Here is a 15214-nt window from a genome sequence, read left to right as displayed (position 1 = left end):
TCGAAAGGAGACAAAGGATGACTGAACTTCTACAAGAAGAACAAGTTACAGAAACTGAATTGACTTTAAAAGCACAGGAAGCAAAAAAGGCGGCTTTCCAGTTAGCGAAAGCAACTACAGAAGAAAAAAATGAGGCATTGCGAATCATTTCAGCTCAATTGCTGGAAGAACAGGACTTCATTTTAAGTGAAAACGCGAAAGACATAGCGGCCGGAAAACAGGCAGGGATGAACGATTCGCTGGTGGATCGCCTGGCACTGGATGCACCCCGCTTAAAAGATATGGCAGATGCACTCATCCAATTAACCCGGTTAAATGACCCCATCGGAGAGACCCTCGAAAAATGGGAGCAGCCCAATGGACTGGCGATGACAAAAATCCGTGTACCTATCGGTGTCGTCGGAATGATCTATGAAGCGCGCCCTAACGTAACAGTTGATGCCTCAAGCCTGTGCCTGAAAACAGGAAATGCGATTGTACTGCGCGGCAGTTCAACAGCGATCAACTCCAATAAAGCGATTGTTCAAGTGATTCGCAGAGCGCTGGAAAAATCCAAATTGCCGGTTGAAGCGGTTCAATTGCTGGAAGATACACGCCGGGAAACGGCGTCCCAAATGTTCAAACTAAATGAGTATCTGGATGTTCTGATTCCGCGTGGCGGAGCGAAACTCATCCAGACGGTCGTTCAAAATGCGACAGTTCCGGTTCTGGAAACGGGAGCGGGAAATTGCCATATTTACATCGATAAAACAGCGGATGTGAAGATGGCGGTGGATATTGCGATCAATGCGAAAACTCAGCGTCCTTCCGTCTGCAATTCCTGCGAAACGATTCTTGTACAAAGGGATTGGGCCGCAGCACATCTGCCTGAACTTGTGACTGCTTTGCAGGCACAGGATGTAACAATTCACGGAGATGAAGCTGTGCAGCAAGGTTCTTCGAGTGTTGTCCCTGCTACAGATGAAGATTGGGCAACGGAGTATCTGGGCTTTGAAGTTGCCATAAGGGTTGTTGACACTGTCGATCAGGCCGTTCAACATATCAATCAGTATGGCACAAAACATTCAGAAGCCATTATTTCAACTGATGCTGCAAGCGTTGAACAATTCTTCAATGAAATCGATGCAGCTGCTGTTTATCACAATGCATCCACCCGTTTTACGGATGGATTCGAATTCGGCTTTGGCGCAGAAATCGGCATCAGCACGCAAAAGCTTCATGCCCGCGGTCCGATGGGATTGCCGGCTTTGACTTCAACGAAATACATTGTCCGAGGAAATGGACAAATAAAATAAAGCATGAGGGCTATCCAGAAAGTTGTGTAAGCGACTTTTGAGGATAGCCTTTTTTGTATTTTATTACTTTGAAAGTTCTGGTGAATTCCTGCTTTTCCAGTCAGTGAATATGGCCTTAGTAAGTAAGTTAGTTGAGGGGAATATTTAACACAAGGCTGTGTCTGGAGATGTTTAAGAATTAAATTGCAGGCTATTTATATAAGAGTAGACACATATCCATTTAAACCTCGTGATTGTCCATACGACAATGCCGGGCAAATCGAAAGGAGTCGACATTCATGAGTAAACTTGAAGAAACAGCAAAGCGATTCGGAGACATTCTGGGTGTAGAAGCGGAACCGGATTCCGATAAAGGAGTGGTGGAAGCACCAAAACCACGCGATTTGGACGTGACAGTTCAAGGACGGCCATTCAAAAGTGAATTATCGATGGAAATCCATTTTGAAGCACTTGAAGACGATGGCACTGCCCTGAACCATGCAGAAATTGTCTTGCTGCCGGAAGAAGTTCCTGACTTTACCCGTGCACTCGGGGAAAATAACCTTACTATCAGTGCTCTGCATAACCACTGGCTTTATGCAGAACCGGCAATCATGTACCTTCATGTTCAGTCAGTCGAAAAGCCGGAAGATTTTGCAACTAAATTGGCCGCTTCGTTTAGAGTATTGAAAAAATAGTCATCCAGGAAGCCCTCGAATTGTGATTCAATTCGAGGGCTTCCTTTGTAGGCTCTTAATGAATAGGGATGGTTTTTACATAAGTTTTTTTATTATCGATTTTCATAATAACTATTGAATTTATTTAAGTTACTAAGAGGATTATAGTAAGGATGAAAAGAGGTGATGGTGATGGATTTCATTCTTATGTTTTTCATTGGCTTAATCGCGACGACTTTGGGGACCCTTGCGGGAGGTGGAGGATTGATCAGCCTTCCGGCGATGCCGTCACTTACACATTGGCGGGCAATATCATCTGGCCATTGACGATTGCATTGGTGCTTGGTTCGATCACCGGCGCGCAGGCGGGGGTGAGAATTGCTGAAAAATTGAACCCGAAATTTGTGAAGCCTCTGCTGCGCGCTGTGACGGTGCTGCTGATTGCGCAAATCCTGTTTACGCGGGTCTTTTGAGAAAGTCTTAGCAGAGTGCAGAGACTTTTTCTTTAATTTAATGAAAAATGGAAATGTTGATATGCGAAGTTAAATAAAGGGAAAATCATCCGGGTTCGTGGTAGGCTAAAAAACAGCCATTTCATCTTTGACAATTGGGTTCAAGAAGAAATACATAAATGAAAAAAAGAAAGAAGGTTCCATACGAATGAAAAATTTAGCCGGGATGAAACGATCTCGTTTTGTTATTCTTCTAGGTGCGTTAACGGCCTTGATTCCTTTTACCATCGATATGTACCTTCCGGCGTTCCCGGCACTTACTGAAGTTTATCAGACCAATGCATCGACAGTGCAACTCAGTTTAACCGCCTGTTTGCTGGGTCTTGCCCTGGGCCAGCTGGTTACCGGGCCGCTCAGCGATTCACAAGGACGCAGAAAGCCGCTGATTATATTTTTGATCGTCTATGCGGTCGCTTCGATTGCCATTGTTTTCGCCCCGAACATCTACATATTCGTCGCTTTGCGCTTTGTACAGGGTTTTGCGGCTTCCGCAGGTCTCGTTATTTCCCGGGCAATAGTGCGGGATGTCAGCAGCGGAGCAGAATTGACCCGGCTTTTCGCTTTGCTCATGGTTGTCCATAACCTGGTGCCATTGCTGGCGCCTTCGGTCGGAAGCGCAATCCTTTTGTTTGCTGACTGGAGAGGGATTTTCCTGATTCTATCATTATTGGGGATCGTCCTGATGATGGTCAGTGCATGGCGTCTTGAAGAAACCTTGCCTCTAGAAAGAAGGGTGCCGGGAAATCTGACAGAAACCCTCAGTAATTTCAGTGTCATCATCAAGAACCGGAAATTTACCGGCTATGCACTGGCTCAAGGGTTATTGATCGGCGGCGTTTTTGCTTATGTGGCCGGCACACCTTTTATCTACCAGAATGTCTACGGTGTTTCTCCGCAAATGTTCAGCATCTTGTTCGGCATGAACGGCATCGGCCTGATTATCGGCAGTTATGCGGTTGGCCGCTTCAGCTATATCTGGTCGGAGAAGAAATTCCTGGAAGTTGCACTGTTCACAGCAACAGCAGCGGGTGCCATCTTGCTTGCCGTCGTCTTGATTGACGGACCGCTCTGGGCGGTCGTGATTCCCATATTCTTCTTTATTACTTCACTCGGCGTTGTCGGCACCGCTTCCTTTACCTTGGCGATGGAAGAACAAAGCCGCGTCGCAGGCAGCGCGTCTGCACTGCTTGGCCTTCTGCCATTCATCCTCGGTGCAGTTGCAGCTCCTTTGGTCGGTATTGCCGGAGAAGAAACTGCCGTACCGTTAGGGTTAATCATTTTCACCATGAGTCTGCTGGGCTTGCTTGCTTACTTGCTCCTTGTGAAACGGGTGGACAATGAAACAGCTTTCAGCTAAAAATTAATCGCAGGTAATTGCTCCATGACTAATTTGAGCTGCCGTATTTCCGGCAGCTCTTTTATTTGCCTTAAAATAAATCCCAATTTCATCCATATGAATGTTAAAATTAACTTATTACATAAAATACATAATGGGGTGTTTACATGAATTCGTCGCATGACACAATTCTTTCCATACAGGATCTGACGATGAGCTACGGTGGGAAACAGGTGCTGAACGGCATCAATCTGGAAGTGGCCAAAGGACAGATTATTGGCTATATCGGGCCAAACGGCGCAGGCAAAAGCACGACAGTCAAAATCATGCTCGGCCTGATTGATGATTACAAAGGAAAAATTACAATTTTCGGCCAGGATATTTCAAACGGCGACGTTTCCTATAAACGCCGTATCGGCTACGTGCCGGAGAATGCGGAGGCCTATGACAACCTGACCGCTTTGGAATATCTCGTGTTTACTGGAGAACTTTATGGTCTTGAACAAGCGTATGCGCAACAGAAAGCCGAGCAGCTGCTCCAGCAATTTGAATTGATCGGTGTCCGTCACGCTCGTCTGTCTTCATTTTCAAAAGGAATGAAGCAAAAAGTGCTGATCATTTCCAGTTTGCTCCACAATCCGGACCTGTTGTTCTGGGACGAACCGCTAAGCGGGCTCGACGCCAACAGCATGATGGTCATCCAGGAAATTCTGTCTCAGCTGGCCGCTGAAGGAAAGACCATTTTTTATTCGTCCCATATCATGGACCTTGTCGAAAAGATCAGCAATCGTATCGTGCTGCTGGTGAACGGAGAAGTTGTCGCAGATGGCAGTTTTGAGGAATTGCAGGAACAGAGCGAGGAAGGTTCGTTGTCCGGGATTTTCAACCAATTGACCGGCTTTACGGAACATCGCGAGAAAGCGGCCCATTTCGTTTCTGTCGTAAGGGGAGACCAAGACGATGCGTGAGTTCCAATCACTCAAATTCATCGCATTGTTCAAGGGTCTGTTCAAACGTTTCGGTGTTGATTACGAAGTTATGATGATGATCCTGAAAATCAAATTGACGATGGACGAACGTCGGGTGCCGACAGTGTTCAATGAAATCGGCAAGAAAAAAGAAGGCAATCAATTCCTGAAGTCGCTGTGGATTTATGGGCTATATAGTTTGTTGCTGTTGCCGTTCCTGTTTATCGGCGAAAACTATATCTACCAGATGAGCATACAGTTCGGTATGATCCTGTTCATCCTGATGACATCGATGATTGCAGATTTTTCAGCAGTACTGCTCGATGTCCGGGATAAAAACGTGCTGCAGACGAAGCCGATTGATAAAAAGACGATTACCGTTGCGAAAACGATACATATTCTCATCTATATGAGCTTCGTAACCGGTGCTTTTGTGGCGTTGCCGGTTTTTGTAAGTCTATTCCAGCACGGTCCTCTATTTTCTCTGATTTTCCTGGGGGAAATTGTATTGGCAATGCTGCTTGTCGTAGTGCTGACATCACTGCTTTACTTGTTTGTGCTCCGCTATTTTGACGGGGAACGTTTGAAGGACATCATCAATTACGTCCAGATTCTGCTGTCGTTAGTTATGGTTATCGGTTACCAAGTGCTGATCCGGGCATTCGAATTCACCAGTTTCGATATGAGTTACGCATTCAGCCCTTGGCATTTCCTGATTCCGCCGCTTTGGTACGGTGCGCCGTTTGAGTTGATATTGAACGGCAATACGAGCAGCTACATGATTGCTTTCACCGTACTCGCGGTGCTGGTGCCATTCCTCGCGATTTATATTTACAGCCGTTTGATGCCGTCGTTTGAACGGAATCTGGAAAAACTGCTGAGCGATACGAAGGGACGGAAACCGGGAAGGTATCTAATCGATGGGTTTTGGTCGAAACTGCTCTGCTGCAGCAAGGAAGAACGCGTTTTCTTCCGGTTTTCCGCAATGATGATGAAAAAGGAGAGGGAGTTCAAGCTGAAGGTGTTTCCGAATCTCGGCATGGCGCTCATTTTTCCGTTTTTATTTATCTTCAATGAATTGCGAATCCGAAGCCTGGAAGATATTTCAGAAGGCAATATGTATCTGTTTATCTATTTCTGTAATATCCTCATTCCGGGTACGATTTTTATGCTGAAATTCTCGGGCAGTTACAAAGGCGGATGGATTTTTAAGGCGGCGCCGCTCGCCAGGGAATCAGCTGCCTACAGGGCGGCCGTCAAAGTGTTTCTCGCCAAGCTCTATTTCCCTGTATTCCTGCTGATCGGCGTTGTATATGTCGGCATCTTCTCGGTCCGCATTGTGCCGGACCTCGGTGTTGTGCTGCTGAGCGCGATCCTGCAATCGTTGATTACATACAACATGATGAAGGAAGAGGAATTCCCGTATACGCGCTCCTTTGAATTCGCACAGGATGCAGGCACCTCCCGTATACTCCTGCTTACGCTGATCATCGGTGCCTTCGTCGGCGTCCATTTCATCGCCAGAATGTTCGATTATGGCATCTATATTTACATGGCGCTGCTGATTGCAGCGATTATCGTCGGATGGCGCAAAGTGTTTCCGGAAAATCGGAAGCAGGCCGATGTGAAGGTGGCGTCTAATGCCGAAGCTGGGATATAAGTGCAGGAGAAATTGTTTGGAATATTATGCAATAAATATTTCCGAAGACTGAAATAATGAAACAGAAAGTATTTGGAACGATTTGGAAAGTATTCAAGTCGTTTTGGAAAGTATTTCGTCCAAAACAGAAAGTATTTCAAGGTATTCAGCAATTATATCCAAATAAATGGAAATACCAGCTTTCTCAGACGCATGCTTCTAAAATAAAACACACTGAATTCATCGGATGGTGGCTGCACAGCGGCCACCATCCCCGGAACATTCGCCCAGGCGAATGTTTTTCCGTTCCAAAGAAAAAGTCCGAGACGGCTGTGGCCGTCCGGACTTTTTTACATACTATGAAGCAACCCGATTACTCGTGAGTGCGTGCGTATTGTCCTCAGTGTCCACAAAGAAGGCCATCCAGGTTTCGGCCGGACCATTTTTGACGACGCAATGGGGAGGTCCGCTGAACACAATACCGCGTGATTGGAAATCGGCATAGGCTTGCTGAATATCCGCCACCTCAAAATACAGGACCGAACTTGCGTATGCGAATTCTTCTTTTTCCGGCAGGCTCAGCATGAGGCGCAGCCCCTTGCAGTCGAAAAATGCCATCGAATCCGTATTGAACATTATGGGAAGCTCCAGTTGTGTTTCATAAAATTGGATGGCACGCGCAAGATCTTTCACCGGCACACCGATCTGATTAATTTTTTGGATGGTAGTTCTTGTCATTGACTTGTTCCTCCTTCTGAAACTTTTCAATTTCTGCCATGATTTCTTTCAGTATATCGATGGAAGCAAGGGTCTTCCCAGGGATCTCCAGACTATGGTCGGTGCCGGGCACCAATTGAAGCTCCATTTGCGGATTCGTTTTTATTTGATTACAGCGTTCGGCATCATAAACCGGATCTTCATCGCCAATAAACCCTAGTGAAGATTGCGGAAACGTGCGCATGGCGTCAAATACATCTGAACGTTGAATGAGCGGTGTCAGCCAGATGGCTTTAGCTTCACGAAACACCGGACGCTCCAATTCGGACGCCATCGCAATGGTGCCGAGCGATTTACCGATCAGGCAGAAATTCTCGTAAGAAAATTCAGCCGTCACCTTGTCGATGATTTTTGCCACATCAAAGCGGATCGCGTCGCTCAGTTCTTCCATCGAAAAGCCGTCGTAAAACGGTTCGTTGTAACTGTAATTTACGATCAGCACATCGGAGCCATGATGAAGATGAATATTCGTCGCGTAATGCAGCAGTGGCGCCTTTGCTGTGTAGCCCGCACCTGGCAACACCACCGAAAGCCGTGCAGAAACTTCCTCTTGCCGGATCAGCAGATAATTAACCGTATTGCTCTTAAACCCTTCAATCGTTCCTTTTTCCAGTTTCATTGTTGTACCCCCTATTATTTCCAGTATAGCGAAATTTCGGAATTTTGAAACCGGAATTTAAAATTCAGCCATTTAAAAACACCTCATCAGGAGCAGTTGCTCCTGATGAGGTGTTCACATCTTTAATTCGTCCGCGTACGGTTATACTTCATCATCATCAAACGGTAACGGAGCGTGCAGCCGATGCAATAACCCATCAGCGCAATTCCGGCGGCGGCCATAACCATGATGCTGAAGATATAACCAAGCAGCGGAAGTCCTGCGATGAAGAAGGCGATCGATAATCCGAGGCACACCGTGGCAATCCACTGATTGAACAATTGCTGATCGCGGTCTTCCTGGACATATTGATCGGCCGGTTTTTTCAACAGCCGCTTAGCAGCGAGAATAACCGGATTTTTCTTTGTGGCCAATGTATAGACACCCACTGCGAAAGGCAGCAGCAGGAAGAGTGGTGTGATCAGCAGTCCGGCGATAACGGACAACACAATAAAACTTTGATTTATTTGAACGAGCGGTTTTGGAATCGTCATCATACAGCCCCTTTATTCTTTTGTTCATTATACCAAGTAATTTAATAGGAATAAAGGGAATAGAATTGGTGATTCATTTTTACATCAATTGTGAGATGAAAACTGTGGCGATGCCGAAATAGATCAACAGCGAAAGAATATCGTTGATTGTCGTGATCAGTGGGCCGGAAGCGATGGCCGGGTCAATATCTAATTTAAACAGAATCAAGGGAATGATGGTGCCTGCGATCGTCCCGATAATCAGCGTCAGAAGCAGCGAGCTGCCGACAACGAAGCCGAGCACGAGGCTGCCCTGCCAGAAATAAGCGATGCCGGTAATCAGCACGGCGCAGATCACACCGATGATGATGCCGACCCATAATTCCCGGACGATCAGTTTGATGCTTTGTTTGAAATCGGGTTTCTGCGACACGAGCCCGCGGACGACAACCGCCAGTGACTGTGTGCCAGTGTTGCCGGTCATGCCCGCGATCATCGGCATGAAGAACGTCAGGGCGACCACAGTTTCGAGTGTCGCTTCGAAGCGGCTGATGATGCCGCCTGACAGCAAACCGATGAACAATAAAAGCACAAGCCATGGCAGGCGCCGATAAGCAGCGATGACCGGTTTCGTTTTGAAATCGATCGATTTACCGGAAGCGGATAGTTTCTCGATATCTTCATTGGCTTCCTGCATCACGACATCGATTACGTCATCGACTGTTACAACGCCGACGAGCCGGTTATCACCTTCCACAATCGGCAAGGAGACAAAATCGTAGCGGCTGATCAGGTTGGCGACTTCTTCCTGATCCGTCAGCACATCCGCTTTCACAACCCGGGAGTACATGACATTTTTAATTTCTTCGTCAAGTTCACCCAACAGCAGATCCTTATAGGACACAACTCCTTCGAGGCGTTTATTGTCATCGACGACGTACAGGTAGTTCAGGAATTCGGCATAATGAATAAAGTGCTTGATCTTATCGATCGCTTCGCGGATCGTGTAATGGCTGGGAATCCAGACATAGCGAGGGTTCATGATGCGCCCTGCAGTTTCAGGCGGATAATTCATCAGATTCTGGACGATCGACGATTCGTCGCTGTTCATGTTCGCGAGTAATTCCTCGGCACGATGGGGTTCGATATCCGCAAGCAGCGAAGCGAGATCATCGTTATCCATCCGGTCGAGAACTTTCCTGGATTCGTCTACGCCCAGTTTTTGCAGAATTTCAAGCTGCTCCTCGCTGTCCAGCTCATCCATCAGTTCCGTCAATTGTGAAGTTGTTAAGTAGAGAAGGAACTTCGTCCGGTGCTTGACCGGAATCCGGAGGTAATGCTGCGCCATATCATACGGCTGCAACTCATCCATGACATCCTGGAACTCCAGGATCCGGCCTTCTTTCAGTGACTGGACAATCGCCAGCGTAATTTCGTTTTCGGTCATCGATAATGTCATGGGAATCTCTCCTTGAATCTACAGAACTTCAGCCATTCCCGCTAGCGGAAACACTATGTTCATTATCATACAGTATTCCCGGAATGCACAGACTTGAAAAGTGGATTTAAATAAAATAAAAAACCGCAGCCAAGGCTACGGTTTATCTGTCATTTCAGCTCTGTACGCTTTCTTCCTGGTATACCGGCACCCAGCCTTCCGACGTAACGAAGATGCGGACGGCGACGACTTTGCGGTCATCGGACAACGTGAAATAATGCGTGATGTTTTCCGGTACGGAAATCAGATCGCCCGGCGTCAGGTGGACTTCAAAAAAGCGCTCGTCTTTGCCTTGAATGATGAACACGCCGTGGCCGCTGACGATATAGCGGACTTCGTCGTCTGTGTGGATATGCTTGCGCTGGAAGTTCTTCAATAATTCGTCGAGCTTCGGATTGGAATCGGACAGGGAAATCACGTCAGCCGCTTTGTAGCCGCGGCGCTCGGAAATGTCATCGATTTCCGCTTTGAACGCCTGAAGAATTTCTTCTTTCTCCTCATCGCTCAAATCGAATTTTTCACGGAGCGGTTCCGGCAATTTTTCGATATCCCAATGCTCATAGACAACTTCCTGCTGCTCCAAAAATGCTGCGACTTCGTTTTGTGCTTCAATTGTTTCGTCGGTACCTTGAATTTTGATGATTGCCATTAGTAATCTTCCTCTCTGATTGGGTTTTATTTTAATTGGAGAAGGGCGAGCTGGTATTGAAATAAAAACTCGCTCGCTTCCAGCAATTTCTTCGCTTCAAACGCATCTTTGCCCCACACGGTGATGCCGTGGTTGCGAATCAGCACGGCGCCTTTATCGGCGGACAGATGTTCTTCGAAATCTTCAGCCAGCCGCGGGATACTGGCGTGGTTGGTAATGATCGGTATGGACAGCACCGCATCTTCGTCCCACAGGCCAAATGCCTTGATGAGTTCCTGCCCTTTAAAATCGATTTTGCCGTCGCGCCCGTAAAGCTCCGACAGGACGTTGTTGGCAACGGTGTGGACATGCAGGCTGCAGCCGGCGCTTGTTTTATTGAATATGGCGCTGTGCAATAAAGTTTCGGCGGAAGGTTTCAGGTGAGTGGTTTCGACCGGTTCGCCGTCCGCGCCGACGAGGAGGAAATCCTCATCGGTCCGTTTAGATTTATCCTTGCCGCTCGCCGTGACCAGAAACTGGAGCGGCTCACTGTTCACTTTGATGGCAAGATTGCCGCTCGTGCCCATGAACCAGTCGCGGGCGGCCAGCACATCTTTGACGTCCGCCAGCTCCGACCATTTTTCCTGTAAATGGTTTAATGTCTGTTGAGTCATGACCGCACCCCCAACTTCGCCTCGATAATTTCCGTAACATCTCCGAAATTTTCAAAAGGTTCATAAGGAATGTTCAGCTCTTCGCATTTTTCAATGAGGAAATCTCGGGCGATGACCAGGTCGGCATACTTTGCCGCCTGCAGATCGGTGATGGAATCTCCGATGACGATGCTGGTCGCACCATCCGCAAGCAACTTCCGGATGATTGATGGCTTGCAGCAGCCACAGCCCTGGCTCGCACATTGTTCGTCGCAGCCGTGCGGGAAATCGATTCGGATCAAGTCGCCGGAAAAATTCGCTTCATTGCAATAAATGCCTGCGAACGGTCCGAACGGTTCGAGCAGCGGATAGACGAAAAAGTCGATGCCGCCGCTGACAATATAGAGCGGAATATTGTGCTGTCTGGTGTAAGCGACGAATTCCCCGAAGCCTTCCCGAATCTCTGCCTGTTTGAGCACATAGGCGATTACTTCATCCTCTTTGGAGGATGGCAGGAGAGAGAACATCCTTTGGACACCTTCACGTATGGAGATGGTTTGTGCGAGAATCTCATCTTTGATGGGTTCCCAGCCAGGTGGATCGAAATGCTTCATGATGGCGATTAAATTATCGTTTGTCGTGATTGTGCCATCAAAATCACAAAAGATGATTGGTTGTTTCATAACTTACCCCCATAATTCCAATGCTGTTTTCAATTCCGGCTGCTGTTGGCTGGCATTTTCCAGTGTTTGATCCTTCAGCACCGCATCGACCGCCTGGCGGAAAGCTTTGCCGCCGCCTGCAGCACCGTCCGGATGTCCGTGGACGCCGCCGCCTGCATTGATGATACTGTCGATTCCGAAATCATTGACGAGTAACGGCACGAGTCCGGGATGGATGCCGGCGGAAGGAACCGGAAACGTCGGTTGCAGCAGGCTTTCGTTCGTCAACTGCTCGCCGAGAGAGAGTGCCGCTGTCTTCTCCATGGCAACACTGCCGTAAGGGGAGGGAAACAGCGAGAAGTCGGCACCGGCGTAACGCGTCAGCTTGCCGAGTGCCAGCGGAGCCGCAACGCCGTAGAACGGGGAAGAAGTGAACGCGCCGCTGAATGCTGGGTGCGCCATCAGCGGCAAAGCGATGTCATCGTCTTCCGCCAATTCCTGTAGCACATCAAGTCCGTATGCATGAACATTGAAGAGTAGGGCATCGGCGCCGAGTTCGCGAGCGCGTCTCGCTTTATCGCGAAGCTGGGATGTGCGGCCAGAAAGGTTGACTGCGTATAACGTGCGATGGCCGGTTTGGGTGTAGACTTCATGCAATACTCCTTTCGCTTCGGTGATGCGCTGTTCAAAAGGAGTCAACGGATTGTCGAACAGGATTTCGTCGTCCTTGACGAGATCGACACCGCCGAGCGCCTGCTGTCGCAGTTGTGCCGTTAAATAATCAAGGTCCCGGCCAATCACACCTTTGAAGATGCTCATGACGAGCGGGCGGCCATGGACGTCGAGCAATCCACGGATGCCGTCGATGCCGAAGCGTGGTCCCGGGAATTTTTTGAGCAAACCTTCTTCAAAATCGAGATCCAGTAATTTCACTTCGCCGTCGAGTGACAGTTTGCCGAAAACGGTGGTCAGGATGGCCGGCAAATCCGCCGAGAAGTTTGCGCTTGGATAAGAGATTTTGATATGTGCTTTGATTGCATCCGGCTTCAGTGGATGAGGACTTTGTGGAAATTCCTCCACCGATACCACTTCGCCTTTATGCTGCTTCAATTGTTCCTGCTCGAGTAGCGGCAAGTCGGTCCAGGATCCGATCGTCAGTCCGAGGGCGATGCCTTCCGCTTTCTTTTCAAATGACCCCGCTTTGCCGTATACCTGGTAGCTTGCTGACAGTCTGCTCATATATTTGCACTCCTTTATATAAAAAATAAAAAAACCTCTTCAAATAAGAAGAGGTTAAGGGCGTTAACGACTTCTTATTTCTCAGCCATAGCTTCTGGCTGCAAGAATTAGCACCGTGTCCATCGCTGGACCGGTTGCCGGGCTTCGTAGGGCTTGTCCCTCCACCTGCTCTAAATAAGAATTGGATATTCGGTTGGGTTTGTTGCAATAAAGTAATTCTGATTATTCCATGTGTGAAGAATTCTGTCAACAAGGAATTGTGAGAAACTTCTTAAGGAGAGATGGCGATGGGGAAATTGCAAAGTTGGAAGTGAGTGGGTGCCGCTCATGATCCGGCAGTTGGTGCAGCAAACCCATTCGAAATCACTGAATTCCCTAGAATCGGCCGGCAGTAAACGCCATTATTCCTCAAACGTCGAACATTTTTAGAGAAAAGCAGATGAAACCTCGACCGAAACCAGACTCCCTTTAACAAGCCCGACGAAACTGCTCCATAACCATAAAACAAGAAATGAAAAGCCTTCGCCTCCAGCGAAGGCTCCCTTCAGACACTGGAGTTTTTCGCACAGCGAAAAACATCCGCTTAAAGGGCTTTGATTTTTATAGGAGTGAGTGGGCAAGTGCAGATCACTAATCAACATAAATTCTTCAAAAAAATTTCCGTACAAATTTATCCGTATTTCTTCTATAAAAGTCTCTAAATTGGGATGTTAAGGGTCTTCACAATTTCAAAAAATCTTGTTGACAGTCAATTCTGACTCGTGATAGGATTCAACTCATAACAAAACTTCATACAAATTTTAGTACTCTTATCAAGAGCAGGCAGAGGGAAATTGGCCCTATGACGCCCAGCAACCGACCGTAATACCTTCGTGAGAAGGGGCGCTTTAGCGCCGGGATGAACATCCCGCAAGGCACGGTGCTAATTCCATCAGAAATTTTATTTCTGAAAGATAAGAGGCATGGAACCTCTTTATTCTGCGCCTCTTTCTTTCGGGAAAGAGGCGTTTTTATATTGAATTTGAGAGGAAGATGACCATGACAACTACAGCAATTTCCACATATGAGCCTTTGACGGAAGCGGCAGCCATCGAATTGGCGGCAGGGCTTTTGACGGAAGGCGCAAATCTTGAATGCCGGGAAATCGGTGATGGCAATTTGAATTATGTCTTCCGCGTGAGCGACCGGGAAAGCGGCAGAGGCATCATCATCAAGCAGGCGCTGCCTTATGCCAAAGTGGTGGGCGAAAGCTGGCCGCTGACACTGAAGCGTGCCGCGATCGAAGCGGCGGCACTCCGGAAGCACGGCGAGTTTGCAGCCGGCCTGGTGCCGGCAGTGTACGGCACGGATGACAAATTGGCCTACACAGTGATGGAGGACCTTTCACATCTGACAATTGCCCGCGAAGGCCTGATTCAAGGGAAGAGCTATCCGAAACTTTCCGCTCATATCGGTGAATACCTGGCGCAGACTTTATTCCATACATCCGATTTCGCTTTACATCCATTTGAAAAGAAACGACTGGCGGCGGAATTTTCCAATCCGGAACTGTGCAAGATAACGGAAGACCTGGTGTTCACCGATCCATTTTTCGACTACGAGACGAACGATTTCGAACCGGAGCTTCGGCAGTCGGTTGAGGCGATCTGGAACAATGACAGCTTGAAGCTCGAAGCGGCGAAGTTGAAACGCAGCTTCTTGACGGAAGCGGAGGCATTGCTTCACGGCGATCTTCATACCGGCAGCATTTTTGCTGATGACAATGAAACCAAAGTCATCGATCCGGAATTCGCGTTTTACGGACCGATCGGCTTTGATGTCGGCTTATTCCTTGCGAACTTAATTGTGCAAGGCATTACGCGGAACAGAGAAGGACGGGAGACAATCGTGCGGCATATTGAAAATACCTGGGACGTGTTCGAAACGCGCTTCACTGAACTGTGGGAAAGCAAAGGCATTGAAGACTTTAGGGATGTTCCGGGTTACCGGCAATCGGTGCTCCAAAAAATCTTCCGGGATGCGCTTGGCTTTGCCGGCTGTGAGTTGATCCGTCGCACGATCGGCCTGGCTCATGTCAAAGATCTCGACGGCATCGAAGACGCTGGACAGCGCATCCAATTCAAAAAACAGGCTCTCCGACTCGGGGAGACATTAATCATAAAACGCAGCGAACTGACTTCCATTCAGGATGTGACGGCGCTGGTAGAGGAGCTGTAGCAA

15 protein-coding genes and 2 riboswitches are annotated in these 15214 nt (G+C 48.0%); of the genes, 7 read left to right on the top strand and 8 right to left on the bottom strand.

Features of this window, described 5'->3' with window-relative positions; all coding sequences use genetic code 11:
- The first annotated feature begins 17 nt into the window (after positions 1 to 17).
- From ACFQ1X_RS09500 to ACFQ1X_RS09475, 6 genes are all read left to right on the top strand, one after another.
- On the top strand, positions 18 to 1295 hold the full coding sequence (locus tag ACFQ1X_RS09500; protein ID WP_144839897.1) for a glutamate-5-semialdehyde dehydrogenase: 1278 nt from the start codon (positions 18 to 20) through the stop codon (positions 1293 to 1295).
- A gap of 278 nt (positions 1296 to 1573) precedes the next feature.
- Positions 1574 to 1972: a DUF1259 domain-containing protein gene (locus ACFQ1X_RS09495; protein ID WP_144839899.1), complete on the top strand. Its 399-nt coding sequence runs from the start codon at positions 1574 to 1576 to the stop codon at positions 1970 to 1972.
- Positions 1973 to 2124: 152 nt separating this feature from the next.
- Complete coding sequence (locus ACFQ1X_RS09490) at positions 2125 to 2424, top strand: TSUP family transporter (RefSeq protein ID WP_144839901.1); 300 nt, start codon at positions 2125 to 2127, stop codon at positions 2422 to 2424.
- A 187-nt stretch (positions 2425 to 2611) separates the two neighbouring features.
- Positions 2612 to 3820, top strand: a complete 1209-nt coding sequence (locus ACFQ1X_RS09485) for a multidrug effflux MFS transporter (protein ID WP_144839903.1) — start codon at positions 2612 to 2614, stop codon at positions 3818 to 3820.
- Positions 3821 to 3966: 146 nt separating this feature from the next.
- On the top strand, positions 3967 to 4767 hold the full coding sequence (locus tag ACFQ1X_RS09480) for an ABC transporter ATP-binding protein (RefSeq protein WP_144839905.1): 801 nt from the start codon (positions 3967 to 3969) through the stop codon (positions 4765 to 4767).
- On the top strand, positions 4760 to 6427 hold the full coding sequence (locus ACFQ1X_RS09475; protein WP_144839907.1) for a hypothetical protein: 1668 nt from the start codon (positions 4760 to 4762) through the stop codon (positions 6425 to 6427). The genes ACFQ1X_RS09480 and ACFQ1X_RS09475 overlap by 8 nt, the downstream gene beginning before the upstream one ends.
- 336 nt (positions 6428 to 6763) lie before the next feature.
- On the opposite strand, the gene ACFQ1X_RS09470 is transcribed toward ACFQ1X_RS09475, so the two are convergent.
- The 8 genes from ACFQ1X_RS09470 to mtnW form a co-directional block, all read right to left on the bottom strand.
- Positions 6764 to 7144, bottom strand: a complete 381-nt coding sequence (locus ACFQ1X_RS09470) for a VOC family protein (protein ID WP_144839909.1) — start codon at positions 7142 to 7144, stop codon at positions 6764 to 6766.
- Complete coding sequence (locus ACFQ1X_RS09465) at positions 7116 to 7802, bottom strand: alpha/beta hydrolase (protein WP_144839911.1); 687 nt, start codon at positions 7800 to 7802, stop codon at positions 7116 to 7118. The genes ACFQ1X_RS09470 and ACFQ1X_RS09465 overlap by 29 nt, the downstream gene beginning before the upstream one ends.
- 122 nt (positions 7803 to 7924) lie before the next feature.
- The gene (locus ACFQ1X_RS09460) at positions 7925 to 8335 is read right to left on the bottom strand and encodes a DUF4395 domain-containing protein (protein WP_144839913.1); all 411 of its coding nucleotides are present in this window, start codon (positions 8333 to 8335) and stop codon (positions 7925 to 7927) included.
- 79 nt (positions 8336 to 8414) lie between these two features.
- Positions 8415 to 9773: a magnesium transporter gene (gene mgtE, locus ACFQ1X_RS09455; protein ID WP_144839915.1), complete on the bottom strand. Its 1359-nt coding sequence runs from the start codon at positions 9771 to 9773 to the stop codon at positions 8415 to 8417.
- A 154-nt stretch (positions 9774 to 9927) separates the two neighbouring features.
- Positions 9928 to 10461 (bottom strand): 1,2-dihydroxy-3-keto-5-methylthiopentene dioxygenase, encoded by a 534-nt coding sequence (locus ACFQ1X_RS09450; RefSeq protein WP_144839917.1) that lies wholly within the window; start codon positions 10459 to 10461, stop codon positions 9928 to 9930.
- A 26-nt stretch (positions 10462 to 10487) separates the two neighbouring features.
- On the bottom strand, positions 10488 to 11114 hold the full coding sequence (locus ACFQ1X_RS09445; RefSeq protein ID WP_144839919.1) for a methylthioribulose 1-phosphate dehydratase: 627 nt from the start codon (positions 11112 to 11114) through the stop codon (positions 10488 to 10490).
- Positions 11111 to 11776: a 2-hydroxy-3-keto-5-methylthiopentenyl-1-phosphate phosphatase gene (locus tag ACFQ1X_RS09440; protein WP_144839920.1), complete on the bottom strand. Its 666-nt coding sequence runs from the start codon at positions 11774 to 11776 to the stop codon at positions 11111 to 11113. The genes ACFQ1X_RS09445 and ACFQ1X_RS09440 overlap by 4 nt, the downstream gene beginning before the upstream one ends.
- A 3-nt stretch (positions 11777 to 11779) precedes the next feature.
- A complete protein-coding gene (mtnW, locus tag ACFQ1X_RS09435; RefSeq protein WP_144839921.1) occupies positions 11780 to 12994 on the bottom strand; it encodes a 2,3-diketo-5-methylthiopentyl-1-phosphate enolase in 1215 nt (404 codons plus the stop codon).
- A 71-nt stretch (positions 12995 to 13065) separates the two neighbouring features.
- Positions 13066 to 13175, bottom strand: a riboswitch (SAM riboswitch).
- A 625-nt stretch (positions 13176 to 13800) separates the two neighbouring features.
- Positions 13801 to 13954: riboswitch (SAM riboswitch) on the top strand.
- Between the two features lie 78 nt (positions 13955 to 14032).
- Between mtnW and mtnK the strand changes: the two genes are divergently transcribed.
- Positions 14033 to 15211 carry an S-methyl-5-thioribose kinase gene (mtnK, locus tag ACFQ1X_RS09430; protein ID WP_144839922.1) on the top strand — a complete coding sequence of 393 codons (1179 nt, stop codon included), beginning with the start codon at positions 14033 to 14035 and terminating at the stop codon, positions 15209 to 15211.
- Positions 15212 to 15214: the final 3 nt, after the last annotated feature.

Origin of the sequence: Metaplanococcus flavidus (genome assembly GCF_042675885.1) — a bacterium.
GTDB lineage: Bacteria > Bacillota > Bacilli > Bacillales_A > Planococcaceae > Planococcus > Planococcus flavidus.
Note: the sequence above shows the minus strand (reverse complement) of the source record. Positions and strands in the feature narration are given on the sequence as shown.

Coding starts and splice junctions, on each gene's coding strand:
- ACFQ1X_RS09485 (WP_144839903.1), top strand. CDS start 2,612: ATGAAAAATTTAGCCGGGATGAAACGATCTCGTTTTGTTATTCTTCTA.
- ACFQ1X_RS09470 (WP_144839909.1), bottom strand. CDS start 7,144: ATGACAAGAACTACCATCCAAAAAATTAATCAGATCGGTGTGCCGGTG.
- ACFQ1X_RS09450 (WP_144839917.1), bottom strand. CDS start 10,461: ATGGCAATCATCAAAATTCAAGGTACCGACGAAACAATTGAAGCACAA.
- ACFQ1X_RS09465 (WP_144839911.1), bottom strand. CDS start 7,802: ATGAAACTGGAAAAAGGAACGATTGAAGGGTTTAAGAGCAATACGGTT.
- ACFQ1X_RS09495 (WP_144839899.1), top strand. CDS start 1,574: ATGAGTAAACTTGAAGAAACAGCAAAGCGATTCGGAGACATTCTGGGT.
- ACFQ1X_RS09480 (WP_144839905.1), top strand. CDS start 3,967: ATGAATTCGTCGCATGACACAATTCTTTCCATACAGGATCTGACGATG.
- ACFQ1X_RS09490 (WP_144839901.1), top strand. CDS start 2,125: ATGAAAAGAGGTGATGGTGATGGATTTCATTCTTATGTTTTTCATTGG.
- ACFQ1X_RS09440 (WP_144839920.1), bottom strand. CDS start 11,776: ATGAAACAACCAATCATCTTTTGTGATTTTGATGGCACAATCACGACA.
- ACFQ1X_RS09500 (WP_144839897.1), top strand. CDS start 18: ATGACTGAACTTCTACAAGAAGAACAAGTTACAGAAACTGAATTGACT.
- mtnK (WP_144839922.1), top strand. CDS start 14,033: ATGACAACTACAGCAATTTCCACATATGAGCCTTTGACGGAAGCGGCA.
- ACFQ1X_RS09475 (WP_144839907.1), top strand. CDS start 4,760: ATGCGTGAGTTCCAATCACTCAAATTCATCGCATTGTTCAAGGGTCTG.
- ACFQ1X_RS09460 (WP_144839913.1), bottom strand. CDS start 8,335: ATGACGATTCCAAAACCGCTCGTTCAAATAAATCAAAGTTTTATTGTG.
- mgtE (WP_144839915.1), bottom strand. CDS start 9,773: ATGACATTATCGATGACCGAAAACGAAATTACGCTGGCGATTGTCCAG.
- ACFQ1X_RS09445 (WP_144839919.1), bottom strand. CDS start 11,114: ATGACTCAACAGACATTAAACCATTTACAGGAAAAATGGTCGGAGCTG.
- mtnW (WP_144839921.1), bottom strand. CDS start 12,994: ATGAGCAGACTGTCAGCAAGCTACCAGGTATACGGCAAAGCGGGGTCA.